This window comes from Cyclobacterium sp. 1_MG-2023 (assembly GCF_030546805.1).
Classification (GTDB): Bacteria; Bacteroidota; Bacteroidia; order Cytophagales; family Cyclobacteriaceae; genus Cyclobacterium.
The window spans coordinates 197,816-218,849 of the sequence record NZ_JAUOPC010000010.1 but is presented as its reverse complement, the minus strand read 5'-3'; the positions used below and the strand labels follow the sequence as shown (position 1 = coordinate 218,849).

14 protein-coding genes and 2 tRNA genes are annotated in these 21,034 nt (G+C 38.0%); 5 read left to right on the top strand and 11 right to left on the bottom strand.

Going from position 1 to position 21,034, the window contains the following annotated elements; translation table 11 throughout:
- Positions 1 to 261 precede the first annotated feature (261 nt).
- The 4 genes from Q4534_RS16760 to Q4534_RS16745 all read right to left on the bottom strand — a co-directional run bounded on the left by Q4534_RS16760 (position 262) and on the right by Q4534_RS16745 (position 3,547).
- On the bottom strand, positions 262 to 591 hold the full coding sequence (locus Q4534_RS16760; protein WP_303614299.1) for an L-rhamnose mutarotase: 330 nt from the start codon (positions 589 to 591) through the stop codon (positions 262 to 264).
- 13 nt (positions 592 to 604) lie between these two features.
- Entirely contained in the window at positions 605 to 1,438 is an 834-nt protein-coding gene (locus tag Q4534_RS16755) for an amidohydrolase (protein ID WP_303614298.1), read from the bottom strand.
- A 17-nt stretch (positions 1,439 to 1,455) separates the two neighbouring features.
- Positions 1,456 to 2,541: a 3-oxoacyl-ACP synthase III family protein gene (locus Q4534_RS16750; RefSeq protein ID WP_303614297.1), complete on the bottom strand. Its 1,086-nt coding sequence runs from the start codon at positions 2,539 to 2,541 to the stop codon at positions 1,456 to 1,458.
- A gap of 370 nt (positions 2,542 to 2,911) precedes the next feature.
- Positions 2,912 to 3,547, bottom strand: coding sequence for a peroxiredoxin (locus Q4534_RS16745; RefSeq protein ID WP_303614296.1), 636 nt, complete (start codon positions 3,545 to 3,547; stop codon positions 2,912 to 2,914).
- A 229-nt stretch (positions 3,548 to 3,776) separates the two neighbouring features.
- On the opposite strand from Q4534_RS16745, the gene Q4534_RS16740 reads away from it, so the two are divergent.
- Positions 3,777 to 3,848, top strand: a tRNA-Glu gene (locus Q4534_RS16740).
- A gap of 27 nt (positions 3,849 to 3,875) precedes the next feature.
- A tRNA-Glu gene (locus tag Q4534_RS16735) sits at positions 3,876 to 3,947 on the top strand.
- 137 nt (positions 3,948 to 4,084) lie between these two features.
- Here Q4534_RS16735 and Q4534_RS16730 read toward each other — a convergent pair.
- The 3 genes from Q4534_RS16730 to Q4534_RS16720 all read right to left on the bottom strand — a co-directional run bounded on the left by Q4534_RS16730 (position 4,085) and on the right by Q4534_RS16720 (position 8,304).
- Positions 4,085 to 5,932, bottom strand: a complete 1,848-nt coding sequence (locus Q4534_RS16730; protein WP_303614295.1) for a chloride channel protein — start codon at positions 5,930 to 5,932, stop codon at positions 4,085 to 4,087.
- A gap of 502 nt (positions 5,933 to 6,434) precedes the next feature.
- Complete coding sequence (locus Q4534_RS16725) at positions 6,435 to 6,953, bottom strand: DUF4943 family protein (RefSeq protein WP_303614294.1); 519 nt, start codon at positions 6,951 to 6,953, stop codon at positions 6,435 to 6,437.
- A gap of 52 nt (positions 6,954 to 7,005) precedes the next feature.
- Positions 7,006 to 8,304 carry a dienelactone hydrolase gene (locus tag Q4534_RS16720; protein ID WP_303614293.1) on the bottom strand — a complete coding sequence of 433 codons (1,299 nt, stop codon included), beginning with the start codon at positions 8,302 to 8,304 and terminating at the stop codon, positions 7,006 to 7,008.
- Between the two features lie 239 nt (positions 8,305 to 8,543).
- Here Q4534_RS16720 and Q4534_RS16715 point away from each other — a divergent pair, with 239 nt between their 5' ends.
- Both Q4534_RS16715 and Q4534_RS16710 read left to right on the top strand, forming a co-directional pair.
- Positions 8,544 to 10,781 (top strand): bifunctional SulP family inorganic anion transporter/carbonic anhydrase, encoded by a 2,238-nt coding sequence (locus tag Q4534_RS16715; RefSeq protein WP_303614292.1) that lies wholly within the window; start codon positions 8,544 to 8,546, stop codon positions 10,779 to 10,781.
- A 39-nt stretch (positions 10,782 to 10,820) separates the two neighbouring features.
- Positions 10,821 to 11,654 (top strand): DUF1080 domain-containing protein, encoded by an 834-nt coding sequence (locus Q4534_RS16710; RefSeq protein ID WP_303614291.1) that lies wholly within the window; start codon positions 10,821 to 10,823, stop codon positions 11,652 to 11,654.
- 5 nt (positions 11,655 to 11,659) lie between these two features.
- On the opposite strand, the gene Q4534_RS16705 is transcribed toward Q4534_RS16710, so the two are convergent.
- On the bottom strand, positions 11,660 to 12,364 hold the full coding sequence (locus Q4534_RS16705) for a LytTR family DNA-binding domain-containing protein (RefSeq protein ID WP_303614290.1): 705 nt from the start codon (positions 12,362 to 12,364) through the stop codon (positions 11,660 to 11,662).
- Position 12,365: 1 nt separating this feature from the next.
- Positions 12,366 to 13,130 (bottom strand): sensor histidine kinase, encoded by a 765-nt coding sequence (locus tag Q4534_RS16700; protein WP_303614289.1) that lies wholly within the window; start codon positions 13,128 to 13,130, stop codon positions 12,366 to 12,368.
- A 468-nt stretch (positions 13,131 to 13,598) separates the two neighbouring features.
- Between Q4534_RS16700 and Q4534_RS16695 the strand changes: the two genes are divergently transcribed.
- Positions 13,599 to 15,971 carry an outer membrane beta-barrel family protein gene (locus tag Q4534_RS16695; protein WP_303614288.1) on the top strand — a complete coding sequence of 791 codons (2,373 nt, stop codon included), beginning with the start codon at positions 13,599 to 13,601 and terminating at the stop codon, positions 15,969 to 15,971.
- Positions 15,972 to 16,494: 523 nt separating this feature from the next.
- Here Q4534_RS16695 and Q4534_RS16690 read toward each other — a convergent pair.
- Together Q4534_RS16690 and Q4534_RS16685 are read right to left on the bottom strand one after the other, a co-directional pair.
- A complete protein-coding gene (locus Q4534_RS16690; protein ID WP_303614287.1) occupies positions 16,495 to 17,853 on the bottom strand; it encodes an efflux transporter outer membrane subunit in 1,359 nt (452 codons plus the stop codon).
- A gap of 38 nt (positions 17,854 to 17,891) precedes the next feature.
- Entirely contained in the window at positions 17,892 to 21,032 is a 3,141-nt protein-coding gene (locus Q4534_RS16685; RefSeq protein WP_303614286.1) for an efflux RND transporter permease subunit, read from the bottom strand.
- Between the last annotated feature and the right edge of the window lie 2 nt (positions 21,033 to 21,034).

The following is a 21,034-nucleotide window of genomic DNA, read 5'->3' as shown; positions in this document are numbered from 1 at the left end:
AATTAAAGTAATTCGAAATACCTAAACCAATATTTAAAAAAACTAAACATATAATTGATATAAAACTATCAATATTTTGCACAAAATCTAAAAAAATTGGCTTATTAATTACTCCTTCTCAATAAATGAAAAAGTTGAATTTTACTTGTAAAATTTTCTCACCTCCTGCATTTGAGTCTTAAGCAACCCCAATTTTCCCAAGTCAAATAAAAAGGTCTACTGTTTTTGATTGAGAAAAAAAGTTATCAAACAGTCACTGTGCTACAAAGAAAAAATCTTTTCCATAAGCACCCATTTTTCACCAGGCTTGGCCCATGGAAGCGTTTGTTGGAGCGTACCCATTAACCCTTCCCATTCTTGAACTTTCTCGTTGCTTGCGTCCATTTTGGCTTTCTCTTCAAAAGAAAAAGATTCTCCTACCTCCATAATCATAAATAGCCGATTACCAGTGAGGTAAATATCCATTACCTGAACATCTGCATCTTTAATACTAGAGATAATCTCTTCAGAGACCTTTTTGTGATGGTCAACATACTTTTCAATAATTTCCGGATCATCCTTTAAATCCAGGGCAAGGCAATACCTTTTCATAGTATAAATAAAATTAAAGTTGATAGAAATTAATGGCATTGGTTCGCCAAATCTTCTGCATTGCTTCTTCACTATAGGCACTAAAATAGCCTTCCACCAGTCCTACTACTTGTTCATAGCTCCCGGCCAATTGACAAACCGGCCAATCTGATCCAAACATTACCCTATCTTCACCAAATGCCTGCATTATTACATCCATATAAGGAAAAAACTCTTTTTCATCCCAATCTTTCCAAGCTGCTTCTGTAATCATACCTGACAATTTGCAGTAAACGTTAGGCATCTTTGCCAAGACTTTGATTTTTGCTTCCCATTCCTTGATATGACCTGCTTTGATAGGGGGTTTGGCAATATGATCCAATACAAAACGTCCCTCCTCAAAATTAGAAACCGTTTGGATAGCCCCATCCAATTGATGGGGAAATACCAATAGATCATAGGTATACCCAGCCTTAAAAATTAACTTGAGTCCATTTTGAAAAGCTTGATTTAAGATAAAGTTAGGATCAGCCTCATCCTGAAGCACGTGCCTAAATCCTTTTAACTTTTTATGGCTTTTATAACTGTGCAGGGTAGATTCCAAGTTTGGTGATTTCAAATCTAACCAACCTACTACGGCCAAGATAAATGGGTGCTTCTCTGCCAGTTTCAATAGAAATTGGTTTTCTTCTTCATCTTGAACTGCTTGTACAGCTACGGTACCTTCCACCCCATTTTTTTGGAGAATAGAAAATAAATCATCCGGTAGGAAATCATGCTTCAATTGAAGCATCTCATCACCAATCCAAGCATACCTTTCACTATTATACAGCCAAAAATGCTGGTGTGCATCGATTTTATTTATCATATTTTGGGTTTCTTGACTTAAGGGTGAATGTATACAATGGCATTAATATTCATTCCGGCACCTACAGAAGCGAAAATGGAATGATCACCTGAAGCAAAGCTATGGCCTTCTTTTTCTCCTTTTGCGATTAAATCATATAAAATAGGAACGGTAGCTACAGAATTATTACCCAACTCCTGAATACTCATTGGCATAAGGCTTTCGGGGATCTCCTGTTTGTTATACAATAAAAAAAGCCGCTCTAAAATGTTGTGGTCCATTTTGGCATTTGCCTGATGAATCAACACATGTTGAATATCTTCTATACTTTTATTTGCACGATCTAGGCATTCTTTTAGCGTAGCAGGCACAGTCTTAATTGCATATTCATAAAGCTTCCTCCCATTCATCTTTAAAAATCTCGTATTGTCCGGATAATTTGGATTGTAAGAAGCATCCATATTAAGCAAGTGCGCATGGTTCAGGGTGTCCGATCTAGTGAGATGTGCGATAATCCCTTCTTTAGAGTCTCCTTCTTGGGCCTCCAAAATAACTGCCCCGGCACCATCAGAGAAAATCATGCTATCAATGTCATGTGGGTCAGATATTCTTGACAAATTTTCTGCACCTATTACCAGCACTCTTTTCGCATCTCCGGATTGAAGGTAGTAATTGGCTTGAATCATCCCTTGCACCCAACCAGGGCAACCAAAAGGCAAATCATAGGCAACAGTATATGGATTTATGATCCCCAGTTTGTGTTTTACTCTTGCTGCCAAGGTTGGGCAGGTATCAACCCGAATATTATCTTTTAATATATCTCCGAAATTATGTGCAACAATGATATAATCCAGTGTTTCTCCATCTATACCTGAGGAAGTCAAGGCATCCTTGGCAGCCAAATGAGCCATATCTGAAGTCATCAAATTGTCTTCAAGATATCTTCTCTCCCGTATTCCTGTAATTTTTTGCAGGGTGGCCACAATATCAGGATTGGGTTTAACCAATTTATGGCCACTTGCGTCGTAAAACTCTTTTGTTAAAAAAAACTGATTGGGAATAACCTGTGTTGGTAAATATTTCCCTGATCCAACAATTATGCTACTTATTATTTTCTTATCCATTAACTAATTGTTCTTTCCAAAATTCTAAGACTGCTAAAATAGGCATTAATACCATTTAATTGATGAAATTTTCGGAATGATCCGAATTCTATAAACTAAAAAATCATAGGTGACCCTTTTTGTAGTCAATCCATACATTTTTGTAGAGTGATTCCAAATGAACAAATTATTTATATTCTAACCCCTTCCTTGAAATTTAGCCGGACCTCAAATATAAATACGTTTATTTTGCTAGAGGGACTACTAAACCCCTAAAACATTATATTTTTTACTAATAATATTTGTTGAATATTTATTTTAGCAAGAGCTTTCCATTTTAGCGCAAATCAATAAAAAAAGGCTGAAATAAATCAGCCTTTTTTTATTGTTATTACAAATCAGGTTGTGGTGTTGTTCTTAAATATGGTTTAATTTCTTTAAACCCTTTAGGGAATTTTGAAGGAATGTCCTCCGTTTTAATGGCCGGGGCTACGACCACATCTTCACCTCTTTTCCAATCCGCCGGAGTGGCTACAGAATAATTTGCAGTCAATTGTAAGGAATCAATTACCCTTAATAGTTCGTTGAAGTTTCTTCCTGTACTGGCCGGGTAGGTAATTATTAATTTAATTTTTTTATCATTACCAATAATAAAGACGGACCGTACGGTAAAACTTTCGTTTGAATTGGGATGAATCATATCATATAACTCAGACACTTTTTTATCCTCATCAGCAATTATTGGAAAGTTTACAGTAGTATCTTGCGTTTCATTGATATCTTTGATCCAAGACCTGTGGCTATCAGCACCATCTACACTAAGGGCAAGCATTTTAACATTCCTTTTGTCAAACTCTTCCTTTAATTTAGAAGCTGCACCCAATTCGGTAGTACAAACTGGTGTATAATCTGCTGGGTGTGAAAATAAAATTCCCCAACTGTCTCCTAGGTATTCGTGGAAATTAATTTCTCCAACGGAAGAATCAGCGGTAAAGTCCGGAGCTACATCTCCTAATCTAAGTGCCATAATTGAATTTTTTTAGGTTTTGAATTAATTTTTAGGTTTAAATAGAAAACAGAAATGATTAAAATAAAGTTTACCGTTGGCTAAATAAATTAATTGGATAAATTTATCGCCTAATTTTCAAAGGATTGTGCATAGTTTAAGAATATTTTTTTGGTGGGTTTTGGTTTGTTCTTGAAAGGCCCTATATTTGCATCACCATTTAGGAAAAAGAGCACATCAATCACAAAATGGTCCGTTCGTCTAGGGGTTAGGACGTATCCCTTTCACGGATGAAACACGGGTTCGATTCCCGTACGGACTACATTTTAGTGCTCTTTTTTCTTTTCTTGGTCCGTTCGTCTAGGGGTTAGGACGTATCCCTTTCACGGATGAAACACGGGTTCGATTCCCGTACGGACTACAACAAATTCTGTTTGTTTGCCGCCAGGCGAGCAAATTTTATTTGTGGTTGTTAGTGGTTAAAGTGAATAAAAAAACCTGATCATTCGGTCAGGTTTTTTTGTTGCCTAATTCCGGAGCTAAGCTTCAAAACCCTACCTATTCGGAATAATCTCTTAACAATGCACGATAGTTGGTTAATATTTTTGACCGGCTAATAAAACCCATAAAATTTCTTTCCTCATTAAGCAAGGGCAGTTGCCATACATCTGCTTCATCAAACATTTTAGTCACCTCCATTACCGAATCATTGGGCGAAATAATAAACGGGGGGGCAATCCCCAATTGACTTACGCTTGTACCTTCTGCAGATTCCTTATTCAAGAGAAAAGGACGCAGTTGCTCCCTATTTAACAAACCCCAGAATTGATTATTGACGTCCACTACAGCCATGCTATTCTGATCACTGTTCCTAAATTTATGCAGTACCTCCTCCATGCTATCCGTGGTACAAATTTGCACTGAGGCGGGATTGATACAGTCTTTAAGGGATATATGGGATAAAATATTTTGATCTTGTCTGGTAGTAAAAATATCCCCTTTTTCAGCCAATTCCTTAAAGGAAGGATTTATAGGTGAGAAAGACCTGTTGATGAGGTATGAAATAACTGAGACAATCATCAAAGGGATAAATAAATCATAACCACTGCTAGATTCTGCAATTAGAAAAATAGCTGTTAAAGGGGCATACATAGCACCAGACATCACACCTGCCATCCCTACCAACATAAGATTTGTTGTGGGAACATCAGTAAATCCCATCAATTCCAAAGAGAAACCAAACACAAAGCCCAAAAGCCCTCCGGCCATAAGTGAAGGTGCAAAATTACCGCCATTACCTCCTGAATAAAGCGTAATACTAGTAGCAAAAGCCTTGAGTAAAATTGTAAGCGATAAGAACACAATTATAATAAGTTCTGAATTCCCGAAGTAACTAAAGAGACTGTCCTCTATGAGCAATTCTACATTTCCCTGATAGATGGTTCTTATATTGATATACCCCTCCCCAAAAAGTGGGGGAAACAAAACACAAAGCACAGAGAGCATAAAACCTCCTAATAAAGCTTTAAGTAACATTTGCTTTTTGAAGCCCTCAAAAAATCTATGTACATACTGCCCTACCACTAAAAAATATCTTGAATAAAACCCGGTAAGCACTCCCAATCCAAGGAAATATATTACATTGATATGGTTGAATGTTTCCCTTGCTTGAAAATTAAAGAGTATGTCTTCGTTTAAGATTATGGTGGAAAGTAGACTTCCACAAATGGAGGCAATTACCAATGGAATAAAATCCGTGAAAACCAGCCCGGTAAGAATAATTTCAAAAGCAAACATGATTCCGGCAATCGGCGCATTGAAGGCCGCGGATATTCCGGCTGCTGCCCCTGCAGCCAATAATAAGGTTCTTTCTTTAAATCCCAAACGATACCTTTGTGCATAATTGGAACCAATGGCAGAACCTGTCACAGCTATTGGCGTCTCCAAACCCACAGAACCACCAAATCCAACCGTTATTCCACTTTGGAGGATTTGGGAATACATCTTGGTTATTTTTACCTTACTCTGTTTCTTTGAAATGTCTTTCAGTATAAAAGAGATCTCCTTCTCCTCATCGCCATTAAAAAAATACTTGACTATAAATGCTGTCAAAGTAATTCCTATCAATGGAAATACACCATAAATAAGCAACCTTTCTTCAATTGGGACATCAGTACTAATGGAAGATTGGATATAATGAACAAACACTTTCAAAATCACTCCGGCAGAACCTGCACTCAACCCTACCAAAATACCGGATAGCACGAGAAACTGAGATCGGGTCATTTTTTCACTAACCCAAATTAAGAAAAGCTCAATAAAATTAAATTTCCGGTAAGGATATTGAATAAAATTCTTTTTGAATTGTAAAAAGTTGATATAAAGAATTTTTACTTTCCTGTTCATTTAATTTCTCAAATCATTAAGTTGAAATAAAAGAGCAATGGATAAGCAGAGCAAGCAGCGTGTTTAATTGGAGGATCAAATTTATTCTTACACCTCCTCATCTCAGGTTTAAGGTACCTATTTACCTTTGCATGAGTTTTTAAACCACAAATAACTCTGAATTTCACCTTTTATTGTTAGCCAAATCTAGTCAAAATGGCCAATTTATCTATTCAATTGTATCTTGGGTTTTTAGGCAAATTTTCAAGATTTAAAGTTAGCATAAATTTTATATTATTTGTAGCTAACTACCACCTAGACTAACTGTCGATTTCAAGAATAATTTTAAAAAGTCATTTTTTTCATGCGAATGGACATCTAATTGAAAATGGAAAGCCTCATAATCTGAAATAAGAAAATCAAAACTTGCAGCAAGGTATCAATATCCAATGACCTGAAAAATTATAGCATGGTCTTCGGTTCGGCTGATATGGCTATCAAGTGATGTACGTTGACTCAAGGTTTAATGCCAACTCAAACCTGTATCAAGCAATGGGTCAGCCACTTTGAATTCTTCAAAACTTCTGCCTTGATTATTCTGCCACCATTCTAAATAAGCTTGAGCCACTATGGGATGCGCATCCTCTTCCGGTACAAGATCGAAACCGCCGCTCCTTTCTTTCACCACCGGATTTTGAGAAGGAAATCTTCCTATTAAATATTCGCTATCAATCGCAACTGCACGAATCGATTCTATGGTCCATAATACATACATCCCCAAAGAACATTCCTTATTCATGTACGAAGAAATCATATTCCTAGGGAAATTGGTGATTTTTTCGGTTTTATTTCTATAAGTCAACAGTTTAGGTATATCTGCTTCAGTAAATACCGGCAAATCCATTGCTGTAAATTCACCTTTGACAAGTAGGGCAATATAATTCTCAACCTCAACATTTTGAAGAGGTTCTTCTTCATTTTTATTGCAGGCCATTAAGCCTAGGAAACAGAACGCGATCACAAAACACCTTATACTTTTCATAATACATATGTTTCGGTTAATTAAACCTAAATATAAAAAATATTAATCGTATCTATGGTTCTAAATGTCTCAACTCTAAACCTATAGAGGTTCTAGGTTTAAAACCTTTCCAAGTTTCTTCCAAAGAATCCTCAGTTAGATCAAGAAAGGATGAATAGTCTTTACCTTTTAGGTGAATCCCCAAGAAAACTGTTACAAAATGTTGATTGATATTGTTTATCCTTCTTTGGTCCCAAGCGGGTTCTGCATAACGCAAATACTCATCAAGATGCATCCCCTTTTGTAAGGATGCCGCCGGAGGTGGGTTAGGTGCTACATTGTGTCGGGCATTAATATAGGTCAACAAGTACCTATTAGCATTGACAGCGCCATCAAAAATAGCTTTGATCCCATCTTCGTAGCCAGAAATATCATCCTGATCGCCTGCTACGAAAAACACAGGGGTTTTAAGGTTGGCTAATCCTTCACTATCCCAAACTCCCCTTGCCATACCCCATGGAGCAAAAGCCACTACAGCCTTGATCCTTGGATCAACAGATGCTGCATAAGAAGGATGAGAAATACTTCGTTCCATTATTAGGTCACTGCCTCCAGTCATTTGTTTAAAAAAACCTCCAAAACCTGATGAAAAACCTGCGCCTGCTGCATTTAAGGCACCATATCCACCCATTGAATAACCTACTAAGGCTGTATTCTCCACATCAATCATCCCTGCCAATATGCCATCTGCCCCCTTCTTGCCCAATTTCTCCATTTCATTGAGTACAAATAAATCGTCTATTGGTCGATGATAAAGTGTACTAGAAAATTTACCCGGATCTTCAAAAGTGGACTCTGTATGGTGAATAGCTGCTACCACATAACCTTTAGAAGCCAGGTTTTCCGTAAGGTAAGTCATCAAATATCTGGAACCCACATAGCCATGAGAAACAATTACCAATGGGAATGCTCCTTCATCATTTTTGGGAAGAGCGTCTCGTTCTGCTCTTCCTTTGAAGGAGAATGGAGAAAGTGGACGTTTTTCATCGTTTGCAAGTCCAATAAAATCTTTGTAAATAGTTTCTGTTTGGGTATCTCCCACTGCCGGATACCATACTTCAACTTTTAAGGGTCTGTCATAATTGGGTTTTTCATTCTTATTAAAATTGGCCACGTCCGGCTGATCTTTATGTAGAAAGTTTAAAGTCTTTACGCCAACCTTATACTTTCCCCGCTCTGCCAACTCCGGAGCATCAGGCAGCATATCACCATAAATAAAATCTGAGGGATTGGTTTGACCTACGGCAGGTTTTAAAGTTAATAAACTGAATAGAATTACAGAAATAGTGTAGTAAAGCTTTGTAATTTTCATAGGGCATTTGGGTTTTTTGCTTTCTATTTAAAAAATCTAAAGATTAAAGATAAATTTTTTCTTTGAAATAAATATTTAGGAGTTAGGATAATTTTTTATTAATTCTTATTCTATTTTTGTTAAAAGGATTTTATTTGAAAGGAAAATATTTACCCTTCATTCTCCTGGGAACATTGTTGATTCATATTTTTTATTTTAACTGATATCATTCTAATTAATTAACATTCAACTAAAAACGAATGGATAAAAAGGAAAAAAATACATTAAGCCAGGGGATCTTTAAAAACCCATCGAAAGACATCCCCTCTGGGATTGTGGTTTTTTTAGTAGCCCTACCTTTGTGTTTAGGAATAGCGCTTGCGAGTGGCGCTCCTTTAATTTCAGGGCTTATCTCAGGAATGATCGGAGGATTGGTTGTAGGCTTGTTGAGTCGGTCTCATACCAGTGTTTCCGGCCCAGCCGCAAGCTTGTCAGCTGTGGTATTGGTTGCCATCCAATTGTTAGGTTCTTTTCAGGTATTCTTGTTGGCTTTGATGATAGGTGGTTTGATACAAATCGCTTTGGGATTTTTAAAGGCTGGTGGAATAGCCGATTATATCCCTACCAATATTATAAAAGGCCTTTTGGCTGCCATAGGCCTGATATTGGTTTTTTCACAATTGCCTTATGCCGTTGGGGTGGAAATCGATGATAGCAGGCTTTTGGACTACTCTCAAGATACATTCACAGGTTTAAATGAAAGAGTACTTATGGTGGTTTCTTCCATTGCTCCAGGAGCATTGGTTTTGTCTATCATATCATTGGGAATAATGATTTTTTGGGATAAAACGCCACTCAAAAAGCTTAAATTATTCCCACCTTCACTTTTTGTGGTCATCCTTGGAGTGGCGCTTAACCAGGTCTTTAAGGTATTTGTTCCGGCGTTATTTCTAGATGGAGTCCACCTTGTCAATATTCCAGAAATCAGTCACTTTAGCTCTCTCTTCACATTTCCTGATTTTTCTGCTATCTATGATGGAAAGGTTTGGACCTATGCCTTCACCATTGCCTTAATTGGCTCCATTGCCACTTTATTGAATTTGGAGGCCACAGACAACCTAGACCCCCACAAAAGAAGAAGTCCACCCAACCAAGAATTGGTCGCTCAGGGGGTTGGAAATACCTTAACGGGATTATTAGGAGGCATTCCGATTACCTCGGTAATTGTGCGCAGCTCAGTTAATATTGAGGCAGGTGCGGAATCCAAACTTTCCACACTCCTCCATGGGTTTCTTTTGATGATTAGTGTGCTATTTCTCAGCAATATCATCAATTTAATTCCTTTGGCATCCCTTGCCAGTATTCTGCTTTTAGTAGGGTACAAGCTTACATCATACCAAATGATCCGCCAAATGTACCATAAAGGCTGGCCTCAATTTTTACCTTTTGTTGTGACCATAATAGCCATTCTTCTTACGGATGTTTTATTGGGTGTATTGATTGGGTCTGCCATAAGTGTTTTTTTCCTACTTAGAAGCAATTTTCACAATCCTTACTTTATTGAGGCTACCAACCCTTCCAGCAAGAAAAAGACCATTCGATTGGAGCTTTCAAATGAAGTTTCTTTTTTAAATAAGCCTGCCATTAAAAGGACTTTATGGAATCTGCCAAAGGGCTCAAAAGTAATCGTAGATGCTTCTTTTTCCTCGTATATTGAACCTGATATTATCGAAATATTCGAAGATTATAAGCAAACCTTTGCTATAGAAAACAATATCGATTTTTCTATTCTGGGTATGGGGGAGAATTTTTCTGCCAAGAAAAAAATAATTCTAGACCGAAAAGATCCGCAAGACAGAAACGATTTAAATTCTCCTCAAAAAATATTAAACTTTCTTGAGGAAGGAAATAAACGCTATATCGATGGTGATTTGGTTTCCCGAAGGTATCAAAACAAAAAGCTAAAAGATTTTATTAAGGTTGATCCCTTGGCTGTAATGGTCAACTGCATAGATATGCGGGAACCTCTCAACATGCTTATGAACACTGGAATAGGAGATCTTATTCCTCTCAAAGTGGCAGGAAATTTATTGGACAAACATCTGATCGAAAGTATAGAAATTTCTTGTAGAAAACAGAAAGCCAAGTTGATTTTAATAATGGGAAATACTTCCAATAAGTTAATTTTAGCCTCATTAAAAAGGCTGGTGGAAGATCCTGATTCCGGCGCTAGTCCCCTCTTGATTCCTGCAATAAAGGAAAAGTTTTTTTCTCCTGAACAGCTAACCATTGCCAGCTTGGAGGAATGGTCTGAACGGTTGATGACCTGGAATCTAGGGTATTCTAAAAACCTAATTCTCACTCAAAACAGTTACTTAAACTACGAGATTTCACAAGGTAGTATTGGTTTATGTACCGCCATTTTTGACAGAAAATCAGGTAAAATAGACTTTTCTCCACTCTATGTTTCCGAAAAAGTAACCAATTATAATTCTTAACTTAGTATTTGTAACAGTTTACCCATTAATACAAGAAAAATGAAGTGGTCATTGATCAAATATCAACAAAAATACATTTCGTCCACTTTTACGTGGCTCATCCTTCTATTATTTATCTCCTCTTGTGCTAAGAGTGAATCGAAAACAACTGAGGAGACTACCGAAGAGCCATGGGAGATCATTTTCAATGGAGAAAATCTGGAAGGTTGGACCCCTAAGTTTCAGCACCATGAATCAGGAGACAATTTTGCCAATACTTTCCGAGTGGTAGATGGGGTAATTCAGGTAAATTATGATGGCTATGAAAGTTTCGATGAGCGCTATGGCCACCTTTTCTACCAAAAACCCTATGCTTCCTTCCATCTCAAATTCGATTATCGTTTCACTGACCAATGGATGGAAGATGCACCAAGCTATACCTACAGAAACAGTGGGGTGATGTTTCACTCTCAAGCCCCTGCTACCATACTAAAGGAGCAAGACTGGCCAATATCGGTAGAATATCAAATGCTTGCAGATGCCGGGGATGGTAAGCCAAGACCTACCGGAAACATGTGCTCTCCGGGTACTGAAGTTTACTTTGAAGGAGAAATGGATCCCAGGCATTGCATTAACTCAAGCTCTCCTACCTTTCCTTGGGATGAGTGGGTGCATGCAGAATTAATCGTATACAGTGATTCTCTTGTAATACATAAAGTAAATGGTGAAGAAGTGCTTCAATATACCAAACCACAAATAGGAGGTGGTGTTGCCACCCGATTTGATCCAACCTATAAAGAAGACGGGAAATTATTAAAGGAAGGTTACATTGGATTACAAGCAGAGGGTCAAGGTGTAGAATTTAAAAACATTAAAATAAAAGCCATTCACTAATTATTTTATTTGAGAAACCTTTCAGTAAAAGCTTCCTTAAAAGCCCTGCCAATTGGCAACTGCTCCCCATTGAGTAAGGTAATCATATTGCCGGAAACCTTTTCTACTTGGGAAATATTTACAATAAAGGATTTATGAATACGCACAAACTGCTGTTCATCTAATAATTCCAACCACTTTCTCATGGGTTCTGAGGACAGGTATTTTTTTTCCGGAAGAATAATGTCGCAATAATCCCCATCTGCTTGGAGGTATATGATATCCTGAAAAGGAATACGAATATGATCATAACCTAATTTAACAAAGTGTTCCTTTCTTTGCTGGTCAGGTTTATTTGGAACATATTCTTTAGGCATTGAAGAACCTGCAGAGGGGACCTTCCCTACTGCCTTTACAAACCTTAAAAAAGAAAAAGGTTTCAATAAATAGTCCAACACATCGAGCTCATAGCTTTCTAAAGCATATTCGGAATAAGCCGTTGTAAGAATAATATATGGCTTTTTATTGAGACTTTTGAGAAACTCTAAGCCTGTTAACCTTGGCAGGTGTATGTCCAAAAAAATCAAATCTATATCATTGACATTCAAAAAACTCATGGCTAAAATGGGGTCACTAAATGTACCTTTTAGTTCTAAAGTCCCCAAGTCATCTATGTATTTTTTAAGTATTCTTTGTGCAGGTGGCTGGTCTTCTATTATGATACAGTTCATATTAGTTTTTGTTCAATACCATTTCTAAAGTTACCTTATACATTGAATCCGTCTGCTGAATCTCCAACTCATGCGCATCATGATAAAGCAAGTCCAATCTTTTTATAACATTGCTTAACCCTATGCCTTTTCCGGTATTGGCATCCAAATTAGTGGGTTTATAGTTATTTTGACAAACAAAAATTAATTTCCCTTCCTCATTTATCGTCAACCTAATGTCTATCACGATTTGTTCCGATTGACCGGATTGACTGTGTTTAAATGCATTTTCTATAAAAACATTCAAAATTAAAGGGGCTATTACAATACCTGAATTTTGCTCAGGAGCCACAAAGCTAACCTTTCCTCTTTCCTCTATCTGCATTTCATACAAACGAGTAAAATTTCTCAGGTGCTCTATTTCCTTGGAAAGAGGAACTGAAGCCTCCTTGCATTCATACAGCATATACCGAAGTACTGAGCTTAATTCAAGTATAATTTCCGGAGTTTTTGCCGATTTTACAACGGCATAGGAATAAAGATTGTTAAGGTTATTAAAAAGGAAATGAGGATTTATTTGGGACTTTAAAAAAGTCAACTCACCTTCTTTTATGATGGCTTTCAACTCTTCTACTTTCCTTTGGTTTCGAAGTGCATCCCAAGCAAATTTAAAGCCTGACAGGATTACAATAACCGGCAATATTTGACCTAAACTAAACATCACACCGGGAAACCCTGCTCCCCTTGAGTCAGGAAAATACCATTTTTCTATCACGAATTCTTCCATAATAATAACCAGAGCAAGGATTATTACGGTTAAACCAAAAAAGGCTATGTATTTCTTCGTATAAAAAAACTTCGGTAATAGAAGATAACTAATACAAAGATTGGCTAGGGTATAATTGAGAAAAAACACAACATCATACCAATGGAAAGAATTGACCTTACTAGGATGATTGCTATCAATTACATAAAAACTGAAAACCAAAGCATGTAATACAAGTTGAAAAAAAAACTCTTTTTTAGATAAGTTTTGAACTATAGGCTGCCTACTCATGGTATAAATATATGGATTCGGTAAGCCAATAGACAAATTTTATGGTTGAACACCAAATATATCCCTGTAAACAACAAGCTTTTCATATAAATCAAAATTATGTCGTTTGACAGATAAATAGAGCCGTTTACCGAATACTTTATAAGTATTCGGTATTTATTATCAAATTTAAATAATAAACCGAAAATATTTAACTTCATGAAAAGACTTCTAACTTTTGTCACAGTATTGTTTGTGACATTATTTTCTTCACTGGCACAGGATATTGAAGTATCCGGTAAAGTGGTGGACTCCAAAAGCAAAAGCCCAATTGAATTTGCTACAATTAAATTACTGGATAAAGCTTCCGGGAATTTATTGGTGGGAACCACTACAAAAGCGGATGGTGGCTTGTTGCTGATAACCCAAGTAGAAGACTTTGTTCTTGAGATTAGTTTCATTGGCTTTATCTCTAAGACCATTGAGGAATATAAAATAAATAATGGCAAAGTTGATTTCGGAACAATACTGTTGGAAGAAGACAGCAAATTAATGGATGAAGTTATCATCCGTGCCGAGCGGTCATCGACAGAGTTTAGGTTAGATAAAAGAATTTTTAATGTAGGCCAGGATTTGAGTAGCACCGGGGCAAGTGCACTTGAAGTGCTTAATAATGTTCCCTCTGTCACAGTGGATATCGAAGGTCAGATTCAATTGAGAGGTGCCGGTGGTGTGCAAATCATGATTAATGGTAAACCTTCTGTTTTGACTAGTGATGGTGGAAGTGCACTAGGTACACTAACTGCTGATATGATAGAAAGTGTGGAAGTTATAACCAATCCATCGGCAAAATACGATGCGGAAGGAACATCCGGAATAATCAACATCGTATTGAAAAAAGAGGAAAAACGTGGAATAAATGGTTCTGTGTCGTTAAATACAGGGGTACCGGAAAATCATAGTTTAGGCTTTAGTTTAAATAAAAGAACAGAAAAATTTAATCTCTTTAGTCAAATCGGTTTTGGTAAACGAAAATTCCCGGAGAACTATAAGGGCTATAATAGAAATGAAACGACCAATACAGAAATAAATAATTATGGAGAAAGGGACAAGGGAGAATCATTCTTAAATATAATCTTGGGTACAGATTACCACATCAATGATCAAAATGTACTTTCCCTTACCGGTAACTTTGCCTATGAGTGGGAGTCAGAAACTTCTCTTATTAACTATAGCACTATTGGAGCAGATAATGTGGTTTCCTCTGCCTGGCAAAGGGATGAAGTGACTTCTGCTACCAATCCGAAATGGCAATTTGAGATGCAGTATAAAAAAGACTTCTCTGATAGTAAAGACCATTTTTTATTGGTAAGTGCATTGGGTAGCTCCTTTTCGAAAGACCAGGAATCCTCCTTTAACAATACTCCAGAATTTGGTGAAGAAGCTTTGAGCGACCAACAACAAACTCAAACGGACTTTGGGCAGGTAGAATACACTTTTAAAGCCGATTATACCCAACCATTTTCTGAAGAGATAACCTTTGAAGCCGGTGGTCAATACCTGATTACTGACGTTGGCAATGACTATTCAATTAATAATTGGGAAAACAATGAGTGGGTAGTTGTAACAGATTTATCCAATTCTTTTCTGTACAATCAAAAGGTTTTAGGAATCTACAGTACCGGTTCTTACGAAGGAGAGAAAGCCGGTATAAAATTAGGCTTAAGGATGGAAAACACCGATTTGTTTACCCTGCTAGAGCAAACCGACCAAGAAAACAACAGAAACTTCACCAACTTTTTCCCTACGGTTCATACCTCCTATAAAATGAGAGATAACTTTAGCCTTCAAGCCGGTTACTCCAGAAGAATTGCCAGACCAAGATTGTTTGATTTAAATCCTTACTATAATATTAGAAACAACTACAGCATCAGAACCGGAAACCCGGATTTACTTCCTGAGTTGACGGATAGCTATGAAATAACAGGGATTTTTGACCACAAAGCATTTTCTTTAAGTTCATCAGTCTATCACAGATACATTACTAGTACAGTGGAGAGAGTCACCCGATTTGAAGGGGATGTAGCCATCTCAATGCCCATGAATATTGGAACCAATAAAACCACCGGATGGGAAATAAATGGTAAATACACTCCTTTGGATTGGTTGTCATTTAACGGAGACTTTAATTACAACTATTTCCATAGAGAAGGGACTTATGAAGCTACGGAATTTGATTTTAATGCAGACCAATGGTCTTCCAGGCTAACTACAAAAATCGATTTCCCGGCAGATTTTGCACTAGAATTAGTGGGCAATTATCAGTCAAAACAACAAACTTTCCAGAGTCTAATGAGTGGTTATGCCATGGCAGATATTGGGGTTAGGAAAAAAGTACTCAAAGGAAAAGTAATCCTTAACCTAAGCGTTAGAGATGCTTTCGCAAGTCGAATATTCGAAACGACAACTATTCAGGATACCTTTTCACAATACAGCCATCGTATGCGTGGCAGGTTCGTGACTTTTGGATTAAGTTACGGATTTGGAAAAGGCGAAGCCATGGAATTTAGTGGTCAGAAAAGACGTTTTTAATACATAACCTGACATTAAAGAAATAGATTAAATATTATATTAAAATTGTTATTCAGTTGTCACAAACCTTGGTTTGTGGCAACTTTTTTTTGTCCTATTTTAAAGCTGGAACTGAATATGCTTTGAAACAAAAATAAGCAACAGACAATCTATTACCAGCTGAAATCACTTCAAGATTTGCACTTCCTGCAATGACAACGTTCCCTGAGGAAGTTCAGGAAATCTTACTACATAATTTGGGTTTCATTATAGCATTCAACCAGCATTGAGGACGCCAATTCTGAAAAATAAAGAAGCAATGCCTACAACTACTAAGCTTAAATTTTGAACATAATACCGATAGAAATTTCCTTATTCTGTTCAATAAAAATCCCTAAAGTAGCATTGAATTTACCTCCAAACTACTTTAGGGACAATAAATAATATTGATCATCAAAGGCTTTTCCGAGAATCAGCCCTCAAAATGAAACCCTGAAAACTAAGGGCAACCCTCTTCAATTCAGCACCGGGTGTATGCCATTGACTACTGCCAACCCCCACCAAGAGACCTGTACAAGTTGGTCAAGGACTCAAGTTGAGTATACTTGGTGTTGATCAATTTAATTTCAGAATTCAATGCATTTTCTCGGGCAGTAATTACCTCCAAATAATTCCCAATACCATTGTCAAGCAGTTCCTCTGAATATTCAATGGCCACTTTATAGGCATCTAACTCCTGTTGCAGGAGCCCTTCTTTTTCCTTCGCTGCATGAAAATTATACAAGGCATCAGATACTTCTTTCTCCGCATTAAGAATGGAATTTCTAAAATTTAAATACGCCTGCTCTTGTTGGGTCTTGGCCACTTCTAACTGGGTTTTTAACTTCCTTCCATTTAAAATTGGTTGTGAAATACCCGAAATAATATTGGCAAAAGCAGAATTCAAACTGAACAATTTATCCAATTCCAAACTTTGAATACCTCCGGTGCCTGTGATACTTAAGGAAGGGTATAAATTGGTCTCAGCCACATTGCTCAATTCAAAAGCATTGATCAGCCCGTATTCGGCGGCAAATACATCCGGTCGGTTTCGCAAAAGTTGCACCGGAAAACCAATGGATAGTTCTTCCGGCAAGCTTTGCTCCTCCAGACTTCCTCTAGAAATTTCTTCAGGTGACCTAGCCAATAATATTGCCAAAGCATTTTCAGTTAAATGTATGTCTCTTTGCAAATCTACTTTCAAGGCTTTGGCAGTAAACAGTTGTGCTTCTGTTTGCTTCACTCCAACCTCTGTAACTATCCCTGCAATTTTCAACGAGGCCGTTGTTTCCAAAGCCTGTTCCCTGTTGCTGATAGTAGCATTGGTCAGTTCCAATTGTTGGTCCAAAGCCAGCAATCTAAAATACAGATTGGCAATGTCATTAATCAACCTGGTTTTGACAGCCTGATGTGCGGCAACGGATTGCAAATAGGTGGCTTCAAAAGCCCTTCGCTGGCTTCTAATTTTCCCCCATATATCTGCTTCCCATGAAAAGCCAACTGAAACCTCATATTGGGTAATGCCTCCATCAAAGAAGGACCCGAATTGAGAGTTTTTTGACAATTCTTGGTGGGTTGCCTGACCTGTGCCGGATAAAGTGGGCAATTGCCCCCACTTCCCTTGTTTGTAGTAAGCCTGTGCTGCAAGAACCTTTTGTAATGCAGTCCTAATGTCAATATTGTCAGCCAGCCCTTCTTCAATATAATCAACCAAGGTAGAGTCCGTAAACACTTCTCTCCACGAATAATCAGCCATCGTCACGCTGTCCTCAGACAGCAAATCTGTTCGATAATAACTTTCATCTACCACATCATTGGCCTGCTGATAATCTTTGGCCACAAAGCAGGATGGTAATATTATCAACAAAAAAGGTATATATAGACTATTTTTAAACATAGTAATTAAGCGTTTTCTAGAGCTTTAGCTTCTTTTTTAGGACTGATTTTTTCCTGAAGCCATTGAAATAAAATAAACAAAATAGGGATGACAAAAACACCAAGTACAGTACCGATCAGCAAGCCTCCTACAGCTCCTGAGCCAATAGAGCGGTTACCCGCGGCTCCAATACCATTGGCAAAGGCCAAGGGCAACAATCCGATGATAAAAGCGAAAGAAGTCATGAGAATGGGTCTTAACCTAACCTTGGCTCCTTCAAAAGCTGCCTCGGTAATAGTGGCTCCTCCTGCCCTGCGTTGCATGGCAAATTCAATAATCAAAATCGCATTTTTTGCCAAGAGTCCAATAAGCATAACCATAGCAATCTGGAAATATATATTGGCCTCCATTCCAAGAAAATAGGTAGTTAAATACGCCCCCATTACACCAACAGGTAAGGACAATAAAACCGCCAATGGTATAAGGTAACTCTCATATTGGGCTGCTAAAATAAAGTACACAAAGAGTATGCTCAGCAGTATAATAAAAGTGGTTTGACTACTTGCATTGATTTCCTCTCTCGTCAAACCAGAATAATCCACGGCAAAATTTCTAGGCAATTCAGTAGCATTGACCTCTTGTATGGCCTTGATAGCATCACCAGTACTGTATCCGGGAGCCGCAGCACCATTGATGGCAACCGAATTAAATAAGTTGAATCGGGTAACTGCCTGGGGACCATAGACCCGCTTAAGGGAAAGGAATTCAGAAATAGGTGCCATTTCACCTTGGTTGTTTCGGACAAACAATGAATTAAGGTCATCCACTTCGGCCCGATCTTGAGGCAATGCCTGCACATAAACCCTGTATTGCTTACCAAACTTAGAGAAATCGGCAGCGTAAATACTTCCAATATACCCTTGAAGGGTGCCCAATATGCTACTTACACTTACCCCTGCTTCTTTGGCTTTGGGAATGTTAAGTACCATTTCATATTGAGGATAGCCTGTACTAAAGGCCGTTTGTGCATATAGGATTTCCGGCCTTTCCATCAACTTACCCATGTATTTCTTGACCTCAATGTCCAATTCATTAAAGCTACCTCCGGATTGATCTAAAAATTTCAATTCAAAACCCGATGAAACACCAAATCCAGGAATACTTGGGGGTGCGAAGAACAATATTTTTGCGCCGGGAATCCCCGCTGCAATGCCAAACATCTTACCTATAAGGGCGCGAGCAGACAAAGAGTCTGCGCCTCTTTCCTCCCAAGGTTTCAAGCGAATAAATCCTAACCCAAAATTACTTCCTTCTCCGGAAATTAAACTAAAACCATTAACCATTGAGCCACCTTCAACTCCCGGTAGGTTTTCAATGGATTGCATGAGTTCATCAGTAACGGCAACAGTCCTATCCAATGAAGCACCTTCAGGTAGCACAATATCCGTGAATATCAAACCCCTGTCCTCTTCAGGAACAAAACCTGTAGGCGTATTTTCAGCTGCCCAAACAATGACGCCAACCGAGCCGAGAATAATTACTCCCGTAATCCATTTGAAGCGGTACAAAAATTTTAATGCTCCTACATACCTTGTTGTAGTAATTTCAAATGCAGTATTGAAACCGTTGAAAAAGCGCTTGGCTAAACCGGGTTTCTTACCTTGATCTTCAGTATGTGGTTTTAGCAATAACGCACAAAGAGCAGGACTTAAAGTCAATGCATTCACCGCCGAAATAGCAATGGCCAACATTAAAGTAACTCCAAATTGCTCATAAAAGACACCTGTAGGCCCGGTAATAAAGGTAACAGGAATAAATACGGCTCCCATCACCAAGGTAATTGAAATAATGGCACCGGTAATTTCTTCCATTGCTTTATGAGTAGCCTTTCTGGCATTTTTTACGCCACCCTCCATTTTAGCATGGACGGCTTCCACTACCACAATCGCATCATCCACCACGATACCTATGGCTAACACCAAAGCAAATAGCGTCAATAGGTTGACCGAATAACCCAAAACATTTAGGAAAAAGAAAGTCCCAACAATGGAAACAGGAACTGAAATAGCTGGTATTAAGGTGGACCTAAAATCCTGAAGGAAAATAAAAACCACAATAAAAACCAATATAAATGCCTCGATCAAAGTGGTGGTAACTTTAGCGATAGAAGCATTAAGGAAATCATTGGTATCAAAATTAATAAAGATTGACAATCCCTTGGGAAACCTAGGTTCCATATCGTTCAAAGATGCTTTTACATTGTCTATGATTTCTTGCGCATTGGAACCGGGTGTTTGGTATACAGCCATACTTACACCGGGCTTTCCATTGGTATAGGACATCACAGAGTAGCCTTGAGCATCCATTTCAACATCCGCTACATCTTTTAACCGAAGAAATTGGCCATTCCCTAAGGCTTTAATGACTATATCCTCATATTGAGCCTCATTTTTATAACGCCCACCATATTTGATCACATATTCGAAAGCCTGTGCATTATTCTGACCAATTGAACCTGCTGCCGCTTCCAAACTTTGTTCATTAATGGCTGCCGTAACATCTGCCGGCATCAAACCATAGGCTGTAAGTTTATCAGGTTTCAGCCAAATTCTCATGGCGTAATTTTTCGAACCAAAGACCGTAACATCCCCCACTCCTTTGATCCTTTTCAGGGTAGGTATAACATTGATATTAAGGTAATTTTGAATAAAGGTAGCATCGTATTCAGGATTGTCTGACACCATGGTGAAAAACATCAAAGAACTGGTTTGCTGCTTTTGGGTAATTACTCCTGACTGGACCACTTCACTGGGTAATAAGGGATTAGCTCGGGCAACCCTATTTTGCACGTTTACCGCAGCGATATCCGGGTCTACACCTTGTCGGAAAAATACTTGAATGGTGGCTGTTCCACTATTACTTGCTGTAGATGTGATATAATCCATGTCTTCCACCCCATTTACTTGCTCTTCAATGGGTATAATCACACTTTCTAAAACTGTCTCTGCATTTGCGCCTGGATAAAAAGCCGTAATTCTCACGGTTGGTGGTGCAATGTCCGGATATTGACTGACCGGCAAGGCCAATAAACCCAAAACTCCAAGAATCAGAATTAAAATAGAAACTACAGTGGATAGTACTGGTTTGTCTATAAATTGTTTGAGCATTC